Annotated in this window: 18 protein-coding genes and 1 pseudogene; 11 read left to right on the plus strand and 8 right to left on the minus strand. The window is 57.0% G+C overall.

The genetic code is table 11. The features are described 5' to 3' along the window. Window positions 1-197: NnrS family protein (locus tag AACS18_RS21745; protein WP_146184816.1), on the plus strand; the 197-nt coding region annotated here is incomplete at its 5' end. Between the two features lie 16 nt (window positions 198-213). Here the strand turns inward: AACS18_RS21745 and AACS18_RS21750 are convergent. Beyond that, a complete protein-coding gene (locus AACS18_RS21750) occupies window positions 214-783 on the minus strand; it encodes a helix-turn-helix domain-containing protein (RefSeq protein WP_108613305.1) in 570 nt (189 codons plus the stop codon). A gap of 119 nt (window positions 784-902) precedes the next feature. Here AACS18_RS21750 and AACS18_RS21755 point away from each other — a divergent pair, with 119 nt between their 5' ends. Next, window positions 903-2,078, plus strand: coding sequence for a benzoate/H(+) symporter BenE family transporter (locus AACS18_RS21755; protein ID WP_108613306.1), 1,176 nt, complete (start codon window positions 903-905; stop codon window positions 2,076-2,078). Between the two features lie 122 nt (window positions 2,079-2,200). After that, window positions 2,201-3,265 carry a DUF3103 family protein gene (locus AACS18_RS21760; RefSeq protein ID WP_108613307.1) on the plus strand — a complete coding sequence of 355 codons (1,065 nt, stop codon included), beginning with the start codon at window positions 2,201-2,203 and terminating at the stop codon, window positions 3,263-3,265. A gap of 69 nt (window positions 3,266-3,334) precedes the next feature. Here AACS18_RS21760 and metF read toward each other — a convergent pair whose 3' ends face one another. Then, on the minus strand, window positions 3,335-4,225 hold the full coding sequence (gene metF, locus AACS18_RS21765) for a methylenetetrahydrofolate reductase (RefSeq protein ID WP_005340191.1): 891 nt from the start codon (window positions 4,223-4,225) through the stop codon (window positions 3,335-3,337). 329 nt (window positions 4,226-4,554) lie between these two features. On the opposite strand from metF, the gene AACS18_RS21770 reads away from it, so the two are divergent. After that, complete coding sequence (locus tag AACS18_RS21770) at window positions 4,555-5,355, plus strand: GNAT family N-acetyltransferase (RefSeq protein ID WP_108613308.1); 801 nt, start codon at window positions 4,555-4,557, stop codon at window positions 5,353-5,355. 73 nt (window positions 5,356-5,428) lie between these two features. On the opposite strand, the gene AACS18_RS21775 is transcribed toward AACS18_RS21770, so the two are convergent. The 5 genes from AACS18_RS21775 to uvrA form a co-directional block, all read right to left on the minus strand. After that, a complete protein-coding gene (locus tag AACS18_RS21775) occupies window positions 5,429-6,898 on the minus strand; it encodes an ABC transporter substrate-binding protein (RefSeq protein WP_108613309.1) in 1,470 nt (489 codons plus the stop codon). An 8-nt stretch (window positions 6,899-6,906) separates the two neighbouring features. Further along, on the minus strand, window positions 6,907-8,886 hold the full coding sequence (locus tag AACS18_RS21780; protein WP_108613310.1) for a HAMP domain-containing methyl-accepting chemotaxis protein: 1,980 nt from the start codon (window positions 8,884-8,886) through the stop codon (window positions 6,907-6,909). Between the two features lie 221 nt (window positions 8,887-9,107). Beyond that, complete coding sequence (gene ompW, locus AACS18_RS21785) at window positions 9,108-9,722, minus strand: outer membrane protein OmpW (RefSeq protein ID WP_108613311.1); 615 nt, start codon at window positions 9,720-9,722, stop codon at window positions 9,108-9,110. 457 nt (window positions 9,723-10,179) lie between these two features. Next, a complete protein-coding gene (locus AACS18_RS21790; RefSeq protein ID WP_108613312.1) occupies window positions 10,180-11,853 on the minus strand; it encodes a sensor domain-containing diguanylate cyclase in 1,674 nt (557 codons plus the stop codon). 120 nt (window positions 11,854-11,973) lie between these two features. Beyond that, complete coding sequence (gene uvrA / locus AACS18_RS21795) at window positions 11,974-14,802, minus strand: excinuclease ABC subunit UvrA (protein ID WP_108613313.1); 2,829 nt, start codon at window positions 14,800-14,802, stop codon at window positions 11,974-11,976. Between the two features lie 381 nt (window positions 14,803-15,183). Between uvrA and AACS18_RS21800 the strand changes: the two genes are divergently transcribed. Both AACS18_RS21800 and AACS18_RS21805 read left to right on the plus strand, forming a co-directional pair. Next, window positions 15,184-15,771, plus strand: coding sequence for a single-stranded DNA-binding protein (locus AACS18_RS21800; RefSeq protein WP_005340181.1), 588 nt, complete (start codon window positions 15,184-15,186; stop codon window positions 15,769-15,771). 149 nt (window positions 15,772-15,920) lie between these two features. Then, window positions 15,921-16,664, plus strand: coding sequence for a substrate-binding periplasmic protein (locus AACS18_RS21805; RefSeq protein WP_108613314.1), 744 nt, complete (start codon window positions 15,921-15,923; stop codon window positions 16,662-16,664). Window positions 16,665-16,736: 72 nt separating this feature from the next. Here AACS18_RS21805 and AACS18_RS21810 read toward each other — a convergent pair whose 3' ends face one another. After that, window positions 16,737-16,862 carry a hypothetical protein gene (locus AACS18_RS21810; protein WP_019445191.1) on the minus strand — a complete coding sequence of 42 codons (126 nt, stop codon included), beginning with the start codon at window positions 16,860-16,862 and terminating at the stop codon, window positions 16,737-16,739. A 459-nt stretch (window positions 16,863-17,321) separates the two neighbouring features. Between AACS18_RS21810 and AACS18_RS21815 the strand changes: the two genes are divergently transcribed. From AACS18_RS21815 to AACS18_RS21835, 5 genes and pseudogenes are all read left to right on the plus strand, one after another. Then, entirely contained in the window at window positions 17,322-18,224 is a 903-nt protein-coding gene (locus AACS18_RS21815) for a cation diffusion facilitator family transporter (protein WP_108613315.1), read from the plus strand. A 146-nt stretch (window positions 18,225-18,370) separates the two neighbouring features. Next, window positions 18,371-18,655, plus strand: coding sequence for a DUF3811 domain-containing protein (gene yjbD / locus AACS18_RS21820; RefSeq protein ID WP_005340165.1), 285 nt, complete (start codon window positions 18,371-18,373; stop codon window positions 18,653-18,655). A 593-nt stretch (window positions 18,656-19,248) separates the two neighbouring features. Further along, window positions 19,249-19,461, plus strand: a complete 213-nt coding sequence (cspE, locus tag AACS18_RS21825) for a transcription antiterminator/RNA stability regulator CspE (RefSeq protein ID WP_005316548.1) — start codon at window positions 19,249-19,251, stop codon at window positions 19,459-19,461. Window positions 19,462-19,765: 304 nt separating this feature from the next. Next, window positions 19,766-21,124, plus strand: coding sequence for an NCS2 family permease (locus AACS18_RS21830; RefSeq protein WP_005340164.1), 1,359 nt, complete (start codon window positions 19,766-19,768; stop codon window positions 21,122-21,124). A gap of 292 nt (window positions 21,125-21,416) precedes the next feature. After that, window positions 21,417-21,876 (plus strand): annotated as a pseudogene (locus AACS18_RS21835) (dihydroxyacetone kinase subunit DhaK); the annotation flags it as partial.

Here is a 21,876-nt window from a genome sequence, read left to right on the forward strand (position 1 = left end):
GACGCAGGATCACTGGCGCATTCGCCCTGGTTATCGCTGCCGCTACAATGCGGGTGGCAATTCCGCTGTTCTGGCCTGCTTATACCCTGCATAGCTGGAACCTCAGCGCGCTTGCCTGGATCGCTGCCTATGGTCTGTTTGTCTGGGTCTATACCCCGATACTGACCCGCCCCAGAGCAGATGGCCGACCGGGTTGATGACTGCGGAACATGTTCAGGGTGTTGCCACTGGATAGTGAATCAAGTTGTGGAAAATTGCCGGGGCTATGCCCAGATTGCGATAACCATGGGGACGGTCGGCAGCAAAGCGCACCGCCTCCCCTTGCACCAATGAGCGCCACTCCCCTTCCACCAGCACCTCCATCATGCCGCTGATGACGATGACATGCTCGGTCACTCCCGGCTCATGGGGCTCGGACTCACGCTGGTAACCCGGCAACATGGTCAGTTCAAGCAACTCGAAACCAAACCGCTTTTCATAAGGGAAGAGCGGCGCCACTTGCATGCCCTCTCCCGCTGGCTGCTGGCGAATGGCATCGGCGGTGCGATAGAGCACCTCTGCCTGCGCGGCGGGTGTGGGCTCAATAAAACTGGAAAATGAGACTCGAAAACCGGTGGCTATCTTCCACAGCGTCGCCACCGTTGGGCTGGACTCTCCCCGCTCAATCTGCCCCAGCATCGCCTTGCTGACACCCGTTTCGCGCGCGGCAGCATCCAGGCTCCAGCCGCGCTCGCTGCGCAGCTCCTTCAGTCGAGCAGCCAGATGCTGACTCATCTCTTGCATAACTGCCTCTTTATTACTCTTGCACGATGTGCCTTGTGCGCTATAGCGCACAGCGATATAGTCAAAGCTGTATTGTACGTAATAACGCACAGCGCGTCACAACGCCAAGAGGAAGAGTCATGCCCTTCGCCATCCCCCATCTGGTCGCAGGCTTTATCGCCGTGATGGTCGGCTACACCAGCTCCGTCATCCTGATCATCCAGGCCGCCACGGCAGCGGGTGCTGATACAGCCCAAGTCGCCTCCTGGCTCTGGACGCTGGGGATCGGCATGGGGGTGAGCTGCATCGGCCTCTCTCTCTATTACCGCATACCCATACTAACCGCCTGGTCCACACCGGGCGCGGCACTGCTGATCACCACGCTGGGCAACTTCACTCTGGCGGAAGCCATCGGCGCCTTTGTGATCTCGTCCCTGCTGATCACTCTGTGTGGCATTAGCGGCTGGTTCGACCGTTTGATGAAACATATTCCGGCTCCACTGGCCGCCGCCATGCTCGCTGGCGTGCTGCTCAGGTTCGGATTGGATCTGTTCAAGGTCGCCCCGCAAGATCCCTTGCTGCTTGGCACCCTGCTGCTGGCCTTCCTGCTGGGTCGTCATCTCTGGCCCCGCTATACCATGGTGCTGGTACTGGGAGTGGGGATGCTGATCTGCAGCCTGCGGGGGGATTTGCAAATGGGCACCCTTCACTGGCAACTCGCCAGCCCGGTCTGGACATGGCCAGCCTTCTCCCTTGATGCTCTGTTTGGTATCGCGCTGCCGTTGTTCATTGTCACCATGACATCGCAAAACATGCCGGGGATTGCCATCTTGCGAGCCCATGGCTATCAGCCTGCCACCTCCTCGCTGATCAGCTGGACTGGCCTGACTGGCCTGCTGCTCGCCCCTTTTGGCGGTTATGCCTTCAATCTGGCCGCCATCACTGCCGCCATTTGCATGGGCAAAGAGGTCGACCCGGATACCAAGCGCCGCTGGCCTGCTGCGGTTTGGGCGGGTTGCTTTTATCTTGTGACCGGCTGCTTCGGCGCAACCGTCGCGGCCCTGTTTAGCACCTTTCCGGCAACCCTTGTCACCTGCGTCGCTGGTTTGGCCCTGTTAGGCACCATCGGCAGCAGCCTGCACTCGGCCTTGCAAGAGGATGAAGCGCGAGAAGCTGCGCTGCTCACCTTTATCATTACCGCGTCCGGGATCAGCCTGCTCGGCATCGCGGCAGCCTGCTGGGGTCTGCTGATTGGTCTGGCTATCTATCAGTTCCAATTATATCGACAAAGGAATCAATTGAACCTCAAACCGTGAACCTCTGCACACTATCCAGATAAAATGATTCACAAGTGAAACTAATTTCCTTCTAGTGGCGTCAGGGCACCAATCTTCCCGGACATGGTGCCCTGTCAGGTTCCATGCAACGGAGTATAAAAATGAAAAATCAGGCTGTCTTGTTACTACTGGCCATACTGGGTGCTACGAGCGTCCAGGCTGCCGATACGGATCGAGAGCTGGCTCGCCAGCTCGCACTTCAGCAGAAAAACCTGCTGCCCCTGCTGAGCAATCAGCAATACCAGAGCCCGCTTCCCAACCTGCTGCAGAAGGCCAGCCCGCGCCTTAAACGGCAGGCGAGCGATGCCAACCAGGCAGCCATCAGCCGGCAAGGACTGGATGGCGAGGTCAAGCAACTGATGCAGTTGAGGCTGGCCAACACCGATCAGGCCACAGCACTGCAGCAGGGCGTCGAACCGCTGGTCGCCTATGTTCCAAGTGGGGATGAGAAGAGCTGGAGCGCCATTGAAGCGTTCGATAGTGCTGGCAATCCCGTCTATCTGGATGTGGACAAGGCTCCGGCCCGGCCGGTTCTGGTAGTCGAAGCCGATCCCGTCAAAGCCAAAAACGCAGGCTTGAAGGTGATGCGCAAAGCACTGGCCGATGCGGATCTGCAAAGCGCCTCGCGAGTGGCGGCCAGCACGGCGCCGCTCAAGACCAGTATCCTGAAAAAGATCAGATTGAAGGATGATCAGGAGCCCTGGCTGCTCGGTGCAGCCGAAGTGTATGCGGTGGTCGCAGGGGTCAATCCCAGTCGGGATGAGCCTGTGGTCGATATTGTCGACATGCCCTACCTCGACTATGACAACACAGACTACACCCCCAACCAGATCCTGGTTTACTGGGATCGCTATCGCTGGGGTGCCGTCGATGTGGTGATGATGGAGCAGGATGACAACGTCAACTACAAGGAGCTGAGCGCCCTGCTGATTGAAGCTCTCAAACTCGGCTTTACTGCGGGTGGCGTGCCGGAAGCCCTGCCCTTCCTCGATCTCGGCGGTCGCATCGTCAAGGCACTGCCCGACTCCTGGATGACCAACAACGACGACTATCTGGATACCTTCTACACACTGGAGCAGGATCAGGTCTATCGCCAGTATCCGGGGGCTGCCGGTAATGCGGTTATCGATCTTGAGCCAAAAGAGATCGCCCCGACCAGACCTTGATAATCGGCCATAACGAAAAAGCCAATGAGCAACTCATTGGCTTTTTGCTTTTATCGCGGTGACCACCGGTCAACCCTTGGGACGAACCCCCAGAGTATGGCAGATGGCATAAGTCAGCTCGGAGCGGTTCAGGGTATAGAAGTGGAAATCCTTCACGCCTTCCTGACTCAGCACGCGCACCTGATCGATGGCGATGCTCGCCCCCACCAGATTGCGGGTCATCTGATCGTTATCCAGCCCCTCGAAACGCTGATGCATCCAACGCGGGATCTTCACGTTGGTAAAACCGGCAAACTTGGCCAGGGTCTGATAGTTGGAGACCGGCAGGATCCCCGGCACGATTTCAGCATCGATGCCTATAGCGGCGCAGCGATCCCGAAAGCGCAAATACGTTTCCACATCGAAGAAGAACTGAGTGATGGCGCGGTTGGCACCGGCATCAATCTTGCGCTTGAGGTTGAGCAGGTCGGATTGCGCACTCTTGGCCTCCGGGTGCCCTTCCGGATAGGCGGCAACCGAGATATCGAAGTCCGCCTCCGACTTGAGCAAAGCAACCAGATCGGTGGCATACATATCCGGCTTCTCCAGCCCCTGTGGCAAATCACCGCGCAGAGCCACGATGTGACGAATACCGCTGTTCCAGTAGTCGCGGGCGATAGTGCGCAGCTCGTCGCGACTGGCATCGATACAGGTCAGGTGCGGCGCCGCAATCAGGCCTGTCCGTTCCTTGATGTCCTTGATCACCTTATGGGTGCGATCACGGGTACCGGAGTTGGCGCCATAAGTAACAGAGACGAACTTGGGTTCCAGCACTTTCAGCCGTTCGATGGACTGCCAGAGGGTATTCTCCATCCCTTCACTGTTGGGCGGAAAAAACTCGAAACTGACCGATATATCGCCATTCAAATCTGCCAAGCTCTGGTTGAGCGCCTCAACCTGACGTGCACTGTGAAATCCCATCTGATCTTCTCCCTGTCCTGCAATCCATCTGTCTACGTCAAAACGGATGTTTGGACGTCTAAACGTCTTTATATTTATGAGTAAAACGACACAAAGTCAACAGGGATTTACCTCACATCCGATCTGACGAACGTCATATTTACAAAATTAACGGTACGTAACCGAAAAGTGCCCATCCCAAAATCGCCCCAGTCGAGTTATGATGGGGGCAGATCGTCCTGGACGTTCTGAATCTGCGTGTGATTGTTTGGCCGGAGGTTTCTCCGGCCCCTTTTCATCTATTTCCCACTCCTGCCGATAACAGAATGAGTCTTTGCAGGAGCACCATCATGGATACCCACCCCGGCTTTGCCACCGACTTGCTGTTTGATCGCTACCAGGGCGAGGTCATCCAGCATGAGCAGTTCTGGGCGGTTCGCACGCCGGATGCTCCCGACTACTACTTCGGCAACTACCTGCTACTCCCCAACCCACCCAGCGACCGTGACAAAGGCTGGCTGGAAGCCACATTCGATCAGCTGATCGGCCAGGAGCCTCGAGTGCGCCACCGCACCTTCCAATGGCCACTGGCCCCCGGGCAAAACAGCCGGATCGCCGGTTTTGTCGCAACGGGATACCAATATATGGAGTGCGTGGTACTGGCGCTGGATGAGCAGAGCTGCCCCCCCCCTCACGACGACATGGGCAAGGTTGAGGCACGTACCTTCACTACTGCTGATTGGCCTGAGTGGCTCGACTTCGAACTCAATGAACGGGATGAGGGACACTCGGAACAGAGCTATCTCCCCTATCTGCGATCCCGCCTGGCGCTCTATCAGGCCATGATTGCCGATGGTCTCGGGGACTGGTGGGGGATCTGGAAAGAGGAACAACTGGTCGCCAGCTGTGGCCTCTTCTTTTGCGGCACACTTGGGCGCTTCCAGTTGGTACGCACGCACCATGCGTGGCGCAATCAGGGGTTATGCCGCCAGCTGCTGAGTCAAGTGGCTCGCGCTGGATTGTCCCGTGTCAAACAGCTGATCATAGTGGCTGACGAGCATTACCATGCCCAGCGCATTTACCGCTCTCTGGGGTTTGCCCCGGTTGCCCGCATCGGCAGCCTCTGCCGCTGGCCCCACGAAGCACAATAAAGCGATACATGCTGGCCGCGAGCCATAAAAAAACGGGAGGCTGATGCCTCCCGCTCTTATTGATGCAGATGACCTATTGCTGTGGCTGCTGTGGCGCCTCCAGCTCGTTGGAGAGCGCCTGCTCCACCTCATCCGACGGCGCCGGTAATGGGGCAGCGGCCGCTGATGCGGGTTCTGCGGGAGTCACAACAGGTGACACCACGGCCGATGTTTCACTGGTCGCGGGAGCTGCGGACACCTCAGTCGTCGGCGCTGAAACAGGAGCAGGGGCAACCGCATCACACTGACAATCCGCGTTCTTGGCCTTGTTGCCCTGATGAGGGGCATACCAGCCCTTCAAGCCACCTTCCAGTCGATCTGCGGCAGCTTTGGGCTCCATCTTGCCAAGCAGCACCGCCTGACTCACCTCGGCCAGCTCATCCCCCAACTTGGGCGTACCACGGGAGAGGATCTGGGTCGCCACCCGAATGGTCGAGTCACACTGATCGCGCCACTCCATCATCTCTTTGGCCGCCGGATTGGTGACATCGAAAAAGTGGTTGGAGAGGGAGAAGAATCCCGGCAGCGAGTTGGTATAGAGCTCGGCAAATTGCGGCGTCGTCAGCCACTGCAGAAAAGCCATTGCCCCCTCTTTGTTCTTGCTGGCCGGGTTCATCCCCATACCGATATCGGTGTGATCGGTAAAGAAACAGCCATCACCCTGTTTGGCCACCGGCGGGCGCATGACGCCAAAATCGACCTTGCCGGTAAAGGGAGCAATCTCCCAGGAGCCCGCCACGTAGAAGGCGGCCTTGCCCGAAGTGAACAGCTCGTTACTGGTCGCATAATCGCGGCTCTCGCCACCTTCACCGAGGTAGGAACGCCAGCGGGCCAGCTCGTCGAACACCTTCACATATTGGGGGTTGTCCAACCGCTCCTGCCCGCCGATCAGTGCCAGACGGCCGTCCTCTCCCTTCCAGTAATTGGGGCCAATGTTCTGGAACCCCAGTTCGGAGGCAACCCAGCTCTCAGAACCACTCATGGCCAGCGGCACATAGCGACCGTCGGCCTTGATCTTGTCCAGCACGGCGAAGAACTGATCGCGGGTTTGCGGCAAGGTGAGCCCCAACTCACTGAAAATCTTCTTGTTATAGAAGAAGCCATGGATCACCGAGGCCATGGGGACGCAGAAGGTCTGGGCACCGGAATCGGTCTGCCAGGGTGACTGGGCAAAACTCGGGAAGTTCTCCATCCCTGCCATTTCGGTCAGCTCGGCCAGATGGCCCGCCTTGAACAGGGCGAGCGAGTCATCAAACGGGCGACAGGTAATGAGATCCCCTGCCTTACCGCCTTTCAGGCTCTCCCACAGAGTGGGCATGTAGTTGACGTTCTGCACCGGATGAAAACTCACCTTGATGCCGGGATGCGCCGCTTCAAACGCCGGGATGATTTTCTGCTCCCACAACGCCTTGTCATCGGTTCGCCAGCTTTCAATCACCAGCTCGCTGGCCATCAGCTGGCCACACAACAGGAGACTCAGGGCTCCAATCCACTTTTTAGACATAAGCCCTCCTAGACCTTGAAATGTGCGATCAATTGCTGCTGTTTGGCGACCAGGTCAGCCAGCACTTCGCTGCTGCTGGCGGATTCGCGCGCCTCCCGCTCGGTCTCGTATGCCACATCGGCAATACCGGCGATATGACGAGCGACCCCCTGACTGACGGAGATCTGCTCCTGAGCGGCATGGGCCACCTGATCAGCCATCGATTTGATGGCCCCCATCCGATCGGCAATGGATTGCAGCGCCACATCCATCTCGCGAGTCTGCTCGACACAACTCTGGGTCTGATCCTGGCTGCGCCCCATCACTTCAACCACATGCTTGCTGGAGCTCTGCAGGTTCTCAATCATCTCCTGGATCTCTTCGGTCGAAGTCTGGGTGCGATTGGCCAGCGCCCGCACCTCATCGGCCACCACCGCAAAACCGCGACCGGCATCGCCAGCACGAGCCGCTTCGATGGCGGCGTTCAACGCCAGCAGGTTGGTCTGCTCGGCAATGCTGCGGATCACATCGAGAATGCTGCCGATGTTGTTGCTGAATTCCCCAAGTTTGTAGGTTATCCCGACCGCCTCTTCCATGGCGCCAGCCAGCTGCTCGGTGATCCGGCGAGTGGTGGCCACTTTCTGGCGACCATTGCGCGCCTCTTCATCGGCCAGATCCACTTCCCGCTTGGTGCCATCGGTAGAGCGGGCCACCTCGGTGGCACTCACTTCCAGCTCAGTAATGGCGGCGGCCACCTGATCGGTCTGGCTCTTCTGCTCCTGTACCCGGGACATGGCCCGTTCGCTGATCTCGGCGGCGCGGCTCGCCTCATCCACCAGATGGCGGGAGCCTGCATTGATTTGAGAGAGCAGCTCGCCGGTCTTGCCCGCCAGCGTATCGATGGAGCGGGAAAGGCTGCCAAATTCGCAACTGCTGCGGTAGTTGATGCGGCGGGTCATGTCGCCGGCCGCCATGTAATCGAGCTCCTTGTTGATCATCTGCAACGGGCGCTGAATGCTGCGAGCCGTGGTATAGCCGATCACCAGTGCGGCAGCGGCCGACATCGCGGCAACCACCAGGATCCAGAAGCTGGCGCTACTGACCGCTGCATCGGCATTGATCCGGCTATCACTGGCGATGGCACCGGCAGACTTGCCCATCTCATCAAGCAAATTGAGGCTGTTGGCCAGACTGGCATCCAGCTGCTGATTTTGCGTGGCCAGCGACAGCGCCAGTTGCTGAGCCCGACGCATAGTCGCCAACAAACCCTGAGCGCCGAGCGCCAGCTCCTGCATCCGATCCAGATTGGAGACAAAGCGCGCTTTCACATCATCGGGCACCAGTACACGCTCCAGACGCTTGCGGGCCATCTCGATATCCTTGCTGAGTACCTTTTCCAGCTCGTTCAGGTCGGTTTTGGCATCGGCACGGCGGATATTCTTCAGATCGCGGGCGATACCCGAGGTAATAAGCTCCGCCTTGTTGCGCATGGAACGCTTGCTGGCAGTCTGTTGCAGCAGCAAATCCGCCGCCCACTGGTAGGTATCCTCAAGGCGGATAAATTCCACCTCCAGCTTGTGGCGCTGCTCCAGCGCACTGACCCACTGTCGATGCTGTGCCAACACCTGATCCGCCAAGCCATAAAATTGGGTGGTAGCACTCTCGACCTGCTGGAAGCGGGCACGAGCATCCGCTACGTCGGTAAATTTACCCATCTCCTGACTCAGCTGGGCGAAGCGGTTCTGCTGCTCCTTGAACTGATTGGCCAACTGCGGCAACTGAGCGGCATCTTCACTGGTGCGGTAGACCAGCACCCAGCGGTTACTATCCTGCAGTGCCCCCTTGAGACCTGCGACAGCCACTACCAGCGGGGTTGCCCGGTCAGATACGGCAGAGAGGCCGTCATTTATACCCTTGATTTTAAAGGTACTGATCACACCAAGCAGGATCAGCAACAGCAGCATCAACACGAATCCGGCGATGATCCGCTGCACGATAGATAAGCCCATGGAGACATCCTCACTCATTGGGGAAGGTAAAGTGAACATAGTCACTATCGGCAGGGGTGGCGAATAACTGAAATCAAGCGGCAGGTATTTAATTGACTTGTATCGGGTTGGATCACAGTACAGACAAAAACAGCCAACCAAAAAAAGCCCGGCACAAGCCGGGCTGAAAGAGACGTACTTTGCTATCTTCCGCGATCCGTTCAGAACCGCAGTCAGAATCATTAGAAGCGGTAGCCAACACCCACCATAAAGGCCATCGGGTCGATATGCGTTTTGAAGGTGCCAACACCCTCAACATTAACATCTGTATCGATATCCATGATCCAGGCTGAACCGTTTACAAACCAGCGATCTGTAACCGCCATATCGATACCGACCTGACCAGCCAGACCCCAAGAGTCGTCAAGGCTGATATTCGCACCATCAAGTGCTCCCACCCCTTTCTCATCAAAGAAGGTAGTGTAGTTCACGCCCACACCAACATACGGGCGAACCTTGCTCTGGGCATCGCCAAAATAGTATTGGGCCATCAATGTGGGTGGCAGATGCTTAACCTTGGCAATTTCCCCCAATCCAGCAGTGCTCACACGATGGGAGAACGGGGTTGCAGCCAGCAACTCAACACCCCAGTTGTCGGTGATCATATAACCGAGGGTCAGGCCAAGCTGTTGATTACTGTTAATCTCAAATTCACCGGTACCCAATACGTTGTCACTGCTCTCCTGAGGAGAAACGATGGCCAAACCACCACGAACCAGAATATCACCAGCCTGATGGGCCATGGCGAAAGGAGAGGTCACTGCAGCGGCAATCATCAGAGGAAGTAATTTTTTCATCACGTAATCCCTTTTTTGTTTTCATTTGATGCTGTAAGCCCGCTGACTATATGCCCTTGTAAATGTAAAGTTATTGACTTGGAGCAAAGGTTGCACAGAAATAAATCGATTGGTGTGACATCTTTGCGCACCATCCAAATCTCGTTGAGTCCCCAGACAACAAGCTGAAATGCCTGTTTCGACAGGTTGTAACTACCCGCATCCAGCGCCAAAATGAGCAAACAAACCACATCTTATTGCGCGGCAGCGCGGCTATTAATTGTTGTTAATATGGGCAAATCAGCGTATTTTTTGCGCCATACAAGTTACTGGGAAGTAATGGTTTATTTATGAAAAATGAGTCGAAATGGCAAAAGGTGGGGGCCTTTCTCGCGGCCGTGTGGGGAATCGGATCCTTTCTCTTTATCCTGCTCGGTTTTATTGTCGCCCTGGCCTATCTGGTATTGGTACGGCAGGGTTAATCCGGGTTGACAGAGTGCAGCAGGGTGATATCCCCTCCTTCGGCAAGCTGTTCCGGAGTCTGGCCCATGCCCTCCGCAGAGAAGCTACCAGCGTAGCCACACCACCGATTTCGTCCGCCGACTTTGGCCTGATACAGCGCCATGTCCGCCAGTTTGAAGCTGTGACTCCAGAATGAATCCGGGCACTCCGGGTGCAACGGATAGCGGCAGAACCCCAGCGACACCGTCAACCAGAGTGGCGCATCCTCTTTGCCAAAGCGGTGCTGAGCGACACGCTGGCGCAGATATTCGACCCGCAGCGCCAACTCTTGCTCGTCATCCACCTGCAACAGCAACAAGAACTCCTCCCCGCCCAGCCGGATGATCGGCTCGCGCTCTCCTGTCACCACCTTGCGTAGCAGATCCGCCAACTGTTTCAGCACCAGATCCCCGATGTCATGGCCCAAGCGATCATTGATCCGCTTGAAATGATCCAGATCCAGCAGCAATAACAGACAAGGTTTGGCCCAGTTGGCCTGCAACCAGCCATCGAGATAGCGACGATTGAAGCAACGGGTCAAGGGGTCGGTGAATGCAGCCATCTCCATCTGGCTGGATTTTTCCAACAAATCATCGTGTTGCTGACTGACCTTGCTGGCCATCTCCCTGAACCTGCTGCTCAGGGTCGCCATCTCGGCGCTGCTGTCGATATAGGGGATCAAGGTGGCATCTGGTCGATCGCCAAAGCGCTGCAGCGCCGACACCAGCTGCTGTAACGGGGTAAGCACAATGCTGTTGAGCCGGTACATGGCGATCATGACGCAGATAAAACTGATAAACAGCATGCCGATAAAAGTCCAGAGCGCCCCCTCCATGACGCCACTCAAGATCTTTCTCTCCTCCTCAATCACCAGAGTCAGTACCGGCTGGTTATCGCTGTTGAGCAGTCGCACCTCTCCCCTGAGCCGGGTGAACCCAAGGTCGATCAGGCGATACGTTATTTGCGGTTTCAGTGGCTTGAAGGTAGCGGTGACATCCAGATTGGTGTGGGAAATCGCCAGTGGCAGCGCGGTACGCTCCGATACTTGCTCGAGGTAGGCCTTGTCGAGCCAACGAACAACCAGCAAGAAACCGTTGAACGGGGCCGACTCGTCACTATTTCTGATCGGCTGCCACGAGTACATCAGCGGCCCCCACTGAGAAGCACGGATCCCGTGCAGATTGATGCCCCCTTGCGCCACCGAGCGCGCCCTTAACTGCTTTTTCAGTTCATCAAGGAAATAGGGAAACTGATCCGGATTGATCCCCGGCGCATCGGGTAGCAGGGTGCGCGTCCAGATTTCGTAGCCGGTGAGATCCATGAAGCTCATCAGGTTGAGACTAAAATCCCGCATAGGCATATCACTAAACAGGTTGGATTCGATGTACGACCTGCTTTTGGTGCCCATAAAGCGGTGACTGTCATCCCAGATGCCCCAATCCCGACTGAATGCATCCATAGCCGTCACATCCGCCTGCACCGCCTTGCTCACGCGCAGCAGATGCTCCTTCATTCGTTGCTCCTCAATCCGGCTGGCGGCCGGGATCTGGGCCCACGCCAGCAGAACCAGCAATAGCAGGATCGCCCCCAGCCAGATGGGAAACATGGAGTAAGCCAACTGATGATCAATCGTGCGCGGAGCCTGAGCCATAACCCGATATATCCATTACTATGATGCTGAAATGCCAAGCCTGCCCACACTTGACGAGCTTCCCCTATGCTCCCGATTTTTATAACAAAAAGGGGCCAAAGGCCCCTCGATTATAACGGCTTATCGAGCCAATAGTGGCCGCAAAAAACGAGCTGTATGAGACTCTTTATTGGCGCAAATTTCCTCCGGCGTCCCCGTCACCAGAATGCGGCCCCCACCGGCGCCTCCCTCCGGCCCCAGATCGACGATCCAGTCGGCAGTTTTTACCACATCCAGATTGTGCTCGATGATGACGATGGTGTTGCCACGATCCCGCAACTGGTGCAGCACCTTGAGCAACTGCTGGATATCGTGGAAGTGCAGCCCTGTGGTCGGCTCATCCAGAATGTAGAGGGTCTGACCGGTATCCCGCTTGGAGAGCTCCCGCGCCAGCTTGACCCTCTGCGCCTCGCCGCCCGACAGGGTGGTGGCCGACTGGCCGAGCCGGATATAGGAGAGGCCCACGTCCATCAGGGTCTGCAGCTTGCGCGCCACCGCCGGCACCGGATCGAAGAACTCGCGGGCATCTTCCACCGTCATCTCGAGGATTTCGTGGATGTTCTTGCCCTTGTACTTCACCTCCAGCGTCTCACGGTTGTAGCGCTTGCCCTTGCAGACATCGCACGGCACGTAGACATCCGGCAGGAAGTGCATCTCCACCTTGATGACGCCATCCCCCTGGCACGCCTCGCAGCGACCCCCTTTCACGTTGAAGGAGAAGCGGCCCGGCTGGTAGCCGCGTGAACGCGCCTCCTGGGTGCCGGAGAGCAGCTCGCGGATCGGGGTAAACAGACCGGTGTAGGTGGCCGGGTTGGAGCGCGGGGTACGGCCGATGGGGCTCTGGTCGATATCCACTACCTTGTCCAGATGTTCCAGCCCCTCGACACTGCGATAGGGTGCCGGGGTGGATTCGGTGGCCTTGTTCAGCTCGCGATGAGCGATGCGGAACAGGGTGTCGTTGATCAGGGTCGACTTGCCGGAGCCGGAAACGCCGGTAACGCAGGTCATCACCCCGATGGGCAGATCCAAGTTGACGTTGCGCAGGTTGTTGCCGCTCGCTCCCTTGAGTTTCAACCACTTGCCAGTGAGCGGCGTGCGCTCGGCCGGAATGGCGATCTGCTTGCGGCCGGAGAGGTAGTCACCGGTCAGCGACTCCGGATTGTCGATGATCTGCTGGGGGGTGCCCTGCGCAACAATCTCGCCACCGTGCACGCCTGCGCCCGGGCCGATATCGAGCACATGGTCGGCGAGACGAATGGCATCCTCGTCGTGCTCCACCACGATCACTGTGTTGCCGAGATCGCGCAGGTGAGTGAGGGTCTTGAGCAGCCGCTCGTTGTCGCGCTGGTGCAGACCGATGGAGGGCTCATCGAGCACATACATCACCCCCACCAGACCGGCACCGATCTGGCTGGCCAGCCGGATCCGCTGGGCCTCGCCGCCGGAGAGGGTCTCGGCACTGCGCGACAGGCTCAGGTAGTTGAGGCCCACGTTCACCAGGAAGCCGAGTCGCTCGACGATCTCTTTCAAAATCTTCTCGGCGATCTGGGCGCGCTGACCGGTCAGGTTCAACCCCTCGAAGAAGGCCAGCGCATCGCCGATGGACTGCTCGGCGATGGCCGGCAGGTTGCGGTTGTCGACGAAGACGTGACGCGCCTCCTCTCGCAGTCGGCTGCCACCGCAGCTGGTACAGGATTTGTTGGCGATGTATTTGGAGAGCTCTTCGCGTACCGAGTTGGACTCGGTTTCGCGGTAGCGCCGCTCCATATTGTGGAGGATCCCCTCGAACGGGTGCTTGCGCACTACCACGTCGCCGCGGTCGTTCATGTAGCGGAACTCGATCTCGGTACGGCCGGAACCGCGCAGGATCACCTCTTGAGTCTTGAGAGGCAGATCTTCCCACGGCGTTTCCAGATCGAACTTGTAGTGCTCGGAGAGGGATTTGAGCATCTGGAAGTAGTAGAAGCTGCGCTTGTCCCAGCCACGGATAGCACCATTGGCCAGACTGATGGCAGGATCGCCGATCACCTTGGCCGGATCGAAATATTGCTGCACCCCGAGGCCGTCGCAGGTCGGGCAGGCACCGGCCGGGTTGTTGAAGGAGAAGATCCGCGGCTCCAGCTCCGACATGGAGTAGCCGCACTCCGAGCAGGCGAAGTTGGCGGAGAAGGTCATGGCGGCAACCCCCTCCTCCCCGTCCATCGGCACCACCTGCACAATGCCACCGGAGAGGGTCAGCGCCGTCTCGAACGATTCGGCCAGACGCAGGGCCAGGTCATCACGCACCTTAAACCTGTCCACCACCACCTCGATGGTGTGCTTCTTGTGCAACTCCAGAGTCGGAGGATCGGAGAGGTCGCACACCTCGCCGTCGATGCGGGCACGGATGTAGCCCTGCGCCGCCAGATTCTCCAGCAGCTTGGCGTGCTCCCCCTTGCGATCCCGCACCACCGGGGCCAGCAGCATCAGCTTGCTTCCCTCCGGCTGGGCCAGCACCTGATCCACCATCTGACTGATGGTCTGGGCGGCGAGCGGAATGGCGTGAGTCGGGCAGCGTGGCTCACCGACCCGGGCAAACAGCAAACGCAGGTAGTCGTAGATCTCGGTGATGGTGCCGACGGTCGAGCGCGGGTTGTGGGAGGTGGACTTCTGCTCGATGGAAATGGCAGGCGAGAGCCCCTCAATATGGTCGACGTCCGGCTTCTCCATCAGGGAGAGGAACTGGCGGGCATAGGCGGAGAGCGACTCGACATAGCGGCGCTGCCCCTCGGCATAGAGGGTATCGAACGCCAGAGAGGATTTGCCCGAACCGGAGAGGCCGGTAACCACGATCAACTTGTCGCGGGGCAGGGTCAGATTGATGTTCTTGAGGTTATGGGTGCGAGCACCCCGGACCACGATCTTTTCCATCTTGTTGCACGCTCGATACAGAAACCTGAGCGAGTCAGTATGGCATAGAGACTACTGGATGAATAGACAGGCATTATCTATCGCTATCATCCTTTTTTGCGATTGAATCCGTGCCTTCCCCACCCATGCCAAAGAGATGTTCTGCTTCCTCCCTCAACCGGCAACACCACGCGGATGAGGGTGCGCAGGGACGCATCAACTGTTACTATTGGGGGCTAAACGTGAGCCAGGTAATAAGTAAACATCAACCTGATTGCTGCTACGGGTATAGAAAAACCATGTTGTTCAATACGATAACAGCATGGGAAAGATAAAAGCGCGGTAACTCATTTGGTTGGCCCAGGTTTTGCCTGGCCGGAATTTAAAGGTGGAAGAGAGATTATGGCCAGTCGAGGCATCAATAAAGTCATTCTGATCGGTAACCTCGGGCAAGACCCGGAAGTACGCTACATGCCGAGTGGCGGTGCTGTGACCAACATTACTCTGGCTACCTCCGAAACCTGGCGCGACAAGCAGACCGGTGAGCAGAAAGAGCGTACCGAATGGCATCGCGTCGTCTTCATGGGCAAGCTGGCCGAAGTGGCTGGCGAGTACCTGAAGAAGGGCTCCCAGGTCTATGTGGAAGGCAAGCTGCAGACCCGCAAATGGCAAGATCAGAGCGGCCAGGAGCGCTACACCACTGAAGTGCTGGTCGACAGCTTCACTGGCGTAATGCAGATGCTGGGTGGCCGTCCGCAAGGCGGTCAGGGTATGGGCCAGAACATGGGTGGCCAATCCCAGGGTAACTGGGGTCAGCCACAGCAAAGCATGCCTGCCCAGCAGCCGATGAATCAGCAGCGCCCGGCACCGGCTCCGCAGCAGAACATGCAGCCGCAAGGCGGTTATGGCCGTCCTGCCCAGCAGCCGCAATCTGCGCCGCCGGTATATAACGAGCCGCCGATGGATTTCGACGACGATATCCCGTTCTAAGAACAGAATATTGAAAAGGCCCTGATAACTCAGGGTCTTTTTTTATGCACTCAGGCTGAACCTCTCAGCCCGAAAGGGATATAACGCTTTATGGTTGCCTCCCCTACAGTGATGGATATTCTCCACAGGAGCGCTTTGTGAAAAGTGCAATGAAACTGCTCACCCCTTTATTGCTAATGCTGACCAGCATGCTCTCCGGCCAGTTGCAGGCAACGCCACTCAAGGTTGGGGTCAGCTTTGCCATCCCTCCATATGTGATCGAAAGTAATCAGAGTGGCATCGAGCTGGATCTGCTGAAAGAGGCGTTCGCTGGCAGCGGCTATGAGCCCAGCTTTGAATTTCTGCCGCTGGAGCGTACCTTCCGCCTGTTCGAGTCAGGAAAGCTGGATGCCATCATCAACGTCAGACCCGGTATGGTTAATCCTCACGTTCTGACCCAGCCCGTTATCACCTTCCATAACCGGATCTTCACCCTGCGCAGCACCCACATCAATACTCTGGACGACCTGCATTCAAAACGGGTCACCGCCTTTCAACGGGCAAGGATCATTCTGGGGGGCGCGTTCGCCACCATGGCCAACCAGAATCCCCACTATGAGGAGGTAGCCAAGCAGCAGGTGCAGGTACATCAGCTGATGCGCGGCAGGGTCGATGCAGTCGTACTGGAGGAGCGGGTGTTCTACTACTACCTCGACCAGCTGATTGCCACCGCCCAGGCAGGCGAACACTACGAGCGCAATCAGGTCAGACAAGCAGACCTCTTCCCGCCCACCGTCTATCACTTTGCCTTCCGAACGGCCGATGCCCGCAATCTGTTTGATAAGCGCCTTGAGGCGATGCGTCAGGATGGTCGTTATCACCAGATTTTCGCGGCTTACGGCGCCACACCGTGAGCCACAAACATAAAAGCCAGCCGGTAAGGGCTGGCTTTGTACTGGCTCCGAAGGAACAGCAGTAGGGGAGCGTTACTTCATTGCGCTGCCGTTTTTCAGTTCTGCTTTCTGACGTTTGGCTTCGCGTTTCTCTTTCAGTGACATCTGCGGTTTTTTCTTGGCATCTTTGCCGTTGTGATGTTCTTTGTTACTCATCATCAAACTCCAAAAATGTTACCCAGACAGTTGGTTCCTCATGGGAGCCAGCATGCCATCCGAATCATCAACTTCAGTACGCTTGGTGGGATGGTGCAAGACCATCACCAGACCCAGCATACCCTCCCCCGGCATCCGGATCCAGCCTCATTCTCGCCCAAAAAACGCAGTGTTCCGCTCTCAAGGGGCTGAGGTCAAAAGACCTCAACAGGAAAGACCAAAAAAGAGTAATTCGCATTATTAAATATTGTTACTCTCATATTCAGGCATCGCTTTCGAGATATTTTCACGGATAAATATAAATCCCTCTCATTATTTATTGCCGCGCAAGAGGTCACCATTTTAATAAGCATTCGCAATATCATCAGAAACATCAGGTTACAACACCGAATAGGTTATTTCCGGTCAGCCGGATATAATGCGCGCGCACCGAAATATCCGTTTTTATTCAGGAAGCTGTACATGAACAGAAAAACCAGAGCCGCCATGGTGTCGGTCTGCTCCAATATCAGTCTGATCATCATGAAAATGGTAGCCGGGTTCGCCAGCGGCTCGGTCAGTATCATCTCGGAGGCGATCCACTCCGCCATGGATCTGGTGGCGGCCCTGATCGCCCTGTTCGCGGTGAAAAAGTCCGATCTCCCGCCCGATGAGAGCCACCCCTATGGTCACGACAAGATTGAAAATGTCTCCGGTGTCATCGAAGCACTGCTTATCTTGCTGGCCGCAGGCTGGATCATCTTCGAAGCTGTCGACAAGCTAATCACCCCCAGCCCGATTGAAAGCATTGGCTGGGGCGTGCTGGTGATGGTGATCTCGGCGCTGGTCAACAGCGGCGTCTCAGCCTACCTCTACAAGGTGGCCCGGGAAGAAGAGTCAGTTGCATTGGCGGCCGATGCGCTCCATCTCAAGGCGGATGTGCTCACTTCAGCCGGTGTCGCCGTCGGTCTTGGCGGGATCTGGCTGGCCGGTCTGTTCGGCCATTCACTCGCCATCCTCGACCCGCTGGTCGCCATTGCGGTCGCCATCTTTATTGTCAGAGAGGCGATCAGCATGCTCAACGAGGCCTTCCAGCCGCTGATCGACCAGAGCATGAGCCCGGAAGAGCTGGCGATGACCAGCCGCATCATCACCGAATGCTGCCCTGCCGCCAGCGGTTTTCACGATCTGCGCAGCCGTCGTGCCGGTCGTCGTCGCCATATCGACTTCCATCTCACCCTGCCCCCGGAGATGAGCATCGGCGAAGCCCACGATATCTGTGATCGCATCGAACACGCCATCATGGCGCAGTTGCCCCACGCCATCGTGCTGATCCACGTCGAGCCGGAGGAGCAAGAGCTGCCCTCACCGCTCGCCATAAATTGAAATGTGGCAAACAGGCGGGAAAGTGGCAGCGAAATAACGGAAAGTTGGCACAAACCCGCATTTTTACTGCCGGAAAGCCGATTGCATAAGAAGTGATCGGCACAACTGTGTTAGGGTGTCTAACCACCCTGCCGCAGGAGCGCGCCGTGAAAAAGCTGGAAATGAAAGATCTGACCGAGGCCGAAAAAGCCGAGATAGCCTTGTTATTGCAAAAGGCACAAGCCAATGCAGACCACCAGCTGACCAACGGAGAGCGGAACAAGATCCGCGAAGAGGGTCGCCTGAAAATTGTGGCCGACCGCGCCGAAGCGGCCAAGGCAGCCTCCAAGCTGGCTCGCGAGAAAGCCAAAGAGCGCGCCAAAAACCAGGTACTGCCAGAAACCTTCAGCTGGATTGATTCGGTCAGCAACAAGTTTCGCAGCAAGCGCTGATCCCCTCTTGCAAAACGCCCGCTGGCACTTGTGCCTGCGGGCGTTTGCATGTCTGGGCGATGCTCGATGAGCCAGATTTGGCGCCGCCATTGATTTGCAGCCCAGAAGCTAATCGCAGCAGCAAAGAAGTGATTTACATTGTGAGTTAGAGAGAACGCCAACTAACAATCCCCATCTATCGCCAGCTTTTCATTTTTTCTCATATTTTTGCCAGAACTGGCTACATAGTCAGGACAAAAAAGCCGAATCCGGCTTGCCACAGGATGATATGAGTCCTTATGAATTTTCCTATGCCGTTGAAATGCATCATGTTTACTATAAAAAATGATATTTTTGGCTTTTACAAAACATTAATATCGAGATAAAGTTTGCTTTAAAAATGAGAGCGTGTTTTAATCTTTCTCGATGGTTCGGCAGTTCAGACCTGATTATGTTAGGCAGTCATTTTAGTAAAGCAGTGATTAGCATAAGCGTTATCCTCGGATAATTCTTATCAAATAATTCTCCTTCTTTAGTGCTCCCCATACGTATTGCTGACGAAAAATCAAAAATTGCCATTTAGGTGGCATTCAACACTATTTAAGGAAATTATTATGTCTAACAAAATGACTGGTACCGTTAAGTTCTTCAACGCTGAGAAAGGTTTTGGTTTCATCTCCCCGGCTGACGGCAGCAAAGACGTGTTCGTACACTTCTCCGCTATCCAGTCCACCAGCTTCAAAACCCTGGACGAAGGTCAGCGCGTTGAGTTCACCATCGAGCAAGGCCAGAAAGGCCCGGCTGCTGCCAACGTAGTTGGTCTGTAATTCAAGCCGGAGCATGCTGCTGATGGCTTATGCCAACTGCTGACAGCTCTGCAAGAATTTAAAAAACCCGCTTCGGCGGGTTTTTTGTTTTTCCCCGCTTTTTCCTCACAGATCTCCCCTCCCCCGACCGCTTGATCCCTCCCTTACACGCTCTCACCGCTTGAGTCTTAGAATGAGCTTCGAATGGGCTTAAAATGTAAAATAGTGACGAAAAAGTCCGGTTATCCGCTGTATTTGCCGCGAATTCTTGCTATTTTGCGCGCCACCAACGCAAACGATTTCCTTCACACTTTCAGGATTAGTTATGGCAAAGCAAGATATGGCCGCCCAAACAGGGACTGGCGGCTTTCTGGACTCTTATTTTTCCATTTCTGCGCGCGGCAGCAGCGTGCGTCAGGAGCTGGTCGCGGGGCTGACCACCTTCCTGGCGATGGTCTACAGCATCATAGTGGTGCCGAACATGCTGGGTGCTGCCGGCTTTGAGCAGGGCCCGGTGTTTGTGGCCACCTGTTTGATCGCCGCCTTCGGCTCCCTGCTGATGGGTCTGTGGGCCAAGCTGCCGATGGCCATCGGTTGCGCCATCTCGCTCACCGCCTTTACCGCGTTCAGTCTGGTACTGGGTCAGGGACTGAGCATTCCGGTTGCCCTGGGCGCCATCTTCCTGATGGGGGTGCTGTTCACCCTGATCAGCGTCACCGGCGTGCGCCAGTGGATCCTGGACAACCTCCCCTCCGGCATCGCCCACGGCACCGGTATCGGTATCGGTCTGTTCCTGCTGCTGATCGCCACCAACGGCGTCGGCATGGTGATCAAGAACGAAGGGGCCGGTCTGCCGGTGCAACTGGGTGAAGTGACCGCCTTCCCGGTCATCATGACGGTGCTGGGTCTGGCTGCCATCTTCGGTCTGGAGCGTCGCAAGGTGCCTGGCGGCATCCTGATGGTGATCATCGCCATCTCCATCCTCGGCCTCATCTTCGACCCGAAAGTGACCTGGCAGGGCTTCTTCGCCATGCCGAGCCTGACTGGCGAGAAAGGCTCACTGGTGGGCAGCATGGATCTGCTGGGCGCCCTCAATCCGGTGGTCATTCCGACCGTACTGGCACTGGTGATGACCGCCGTGTTTGACGCCACCGGCACCATCCGTGCCGTGGCCGGTCAGGCTGGCCTTATCAACGAGCGTGGCCACATCATCAGCGGCGGCAAGGCCCTGACTGCCGACTCCGTCAGCAGCATGGTGGCTGGCGCTGTTGGCGGTGCTCCGGCTGCCGTCTACATCGAATCTGCCGCAGGCACCGCAGCAGGTGGCAAAACCGGTCTGACCGCCGCGCTGGTCGGCGTGCTGTTCCTGCTGATGATCTTCCTCTCCCCGCTGAGCTATCTGGTACCGGCTTATGCCACCGCACCGGCCCTGATGTACGTCGGTCTGCTGATGCTGGGCAACGTCACCAAGCTGGACTTCAGCGACTCGGTCGATGCCCTCTCCGGCATGCTGTGCGCCGTCTTTATCGTGCTGACCTGCAACATCGTGACCGGCATCATGCTGGGCTTCGTGGCGCTGGTCGTTGGCCGCATCTTCGCTGCCGAGTGGAAGAAGCTGAACGTCGGCACCGTCATCATCGCCCTGGCGCTGGTGATCTTCTATGCCGGTGGCTGGGCCATCTAACCCGTCCGCATATTCCGGTTATAGCGAAGGGCCCTGCGGGGCCCTTTTTCATGGCTGTGAGTCAGCTAACAGTTTCCCGCCCGTTTGCCCCGCACCGTTTCAGATTGAAACACCCATCCCTCTTCTGCTGTTTCAAATCCGAACCAAAACGCCCGTCATTTTTATCCCTTTTTCTGTCGTTAGACTGGCTCCATCAACCATTTGCCCACCCGAGCGGTGGCAAGCCAAGGAGTGAGCCATGAAGAAACTGATCAATGCCGTCGATGCCGTGGTCCGTGAACAACTGATGGGGATGGCAGCCGCCCACCCCGAGCTCAAGGTACGTATCGAGCCCCACTACATCACCCGCGCCGACTCCCCCGTGATGGGCAAGGTGGCGCTGGTCTCCGGCGGTGGCAGCGGCCACGAGCCGATGCACGGCGGTCTGGTGGGCAAAGGGATGCTGGATGGCGCCTGCCCCGGCGAGATTTTTACCTCCCCGACCCCGGATCAGATGTACGAGTGCGGTCAGGCCGTTGATGGTGGCGCGGGCGTGCTGTTTCTGGTGAAGAACTACACCGGGGACGTGCTCAACTTCGAGACTGCGGTCGAGCTGCTGCACGGCGATGGGGTCAAGGTAGGCTTCGCCCTGATCGATGATGACGTAGCGGTCAAAGACAGCCTCTATACCGCAGGTCGCCGTGGCGTAGCCACGACCGTGCTGTGCGAGAAGCTGATCGGTGCCGCTGCCGAGGCGGGCTACGATCTGGCAC

The organism is Aeromonas sp. HMWF015 (assembly GCF_963878965.1).
Classification (GTDB): domain Bacteria; phylum Pseudomonadota; class Gammaproteobacteria; order Enterobacterales; family Aeromonadaceae; genus Aeromonas; species Aeromonas veronii.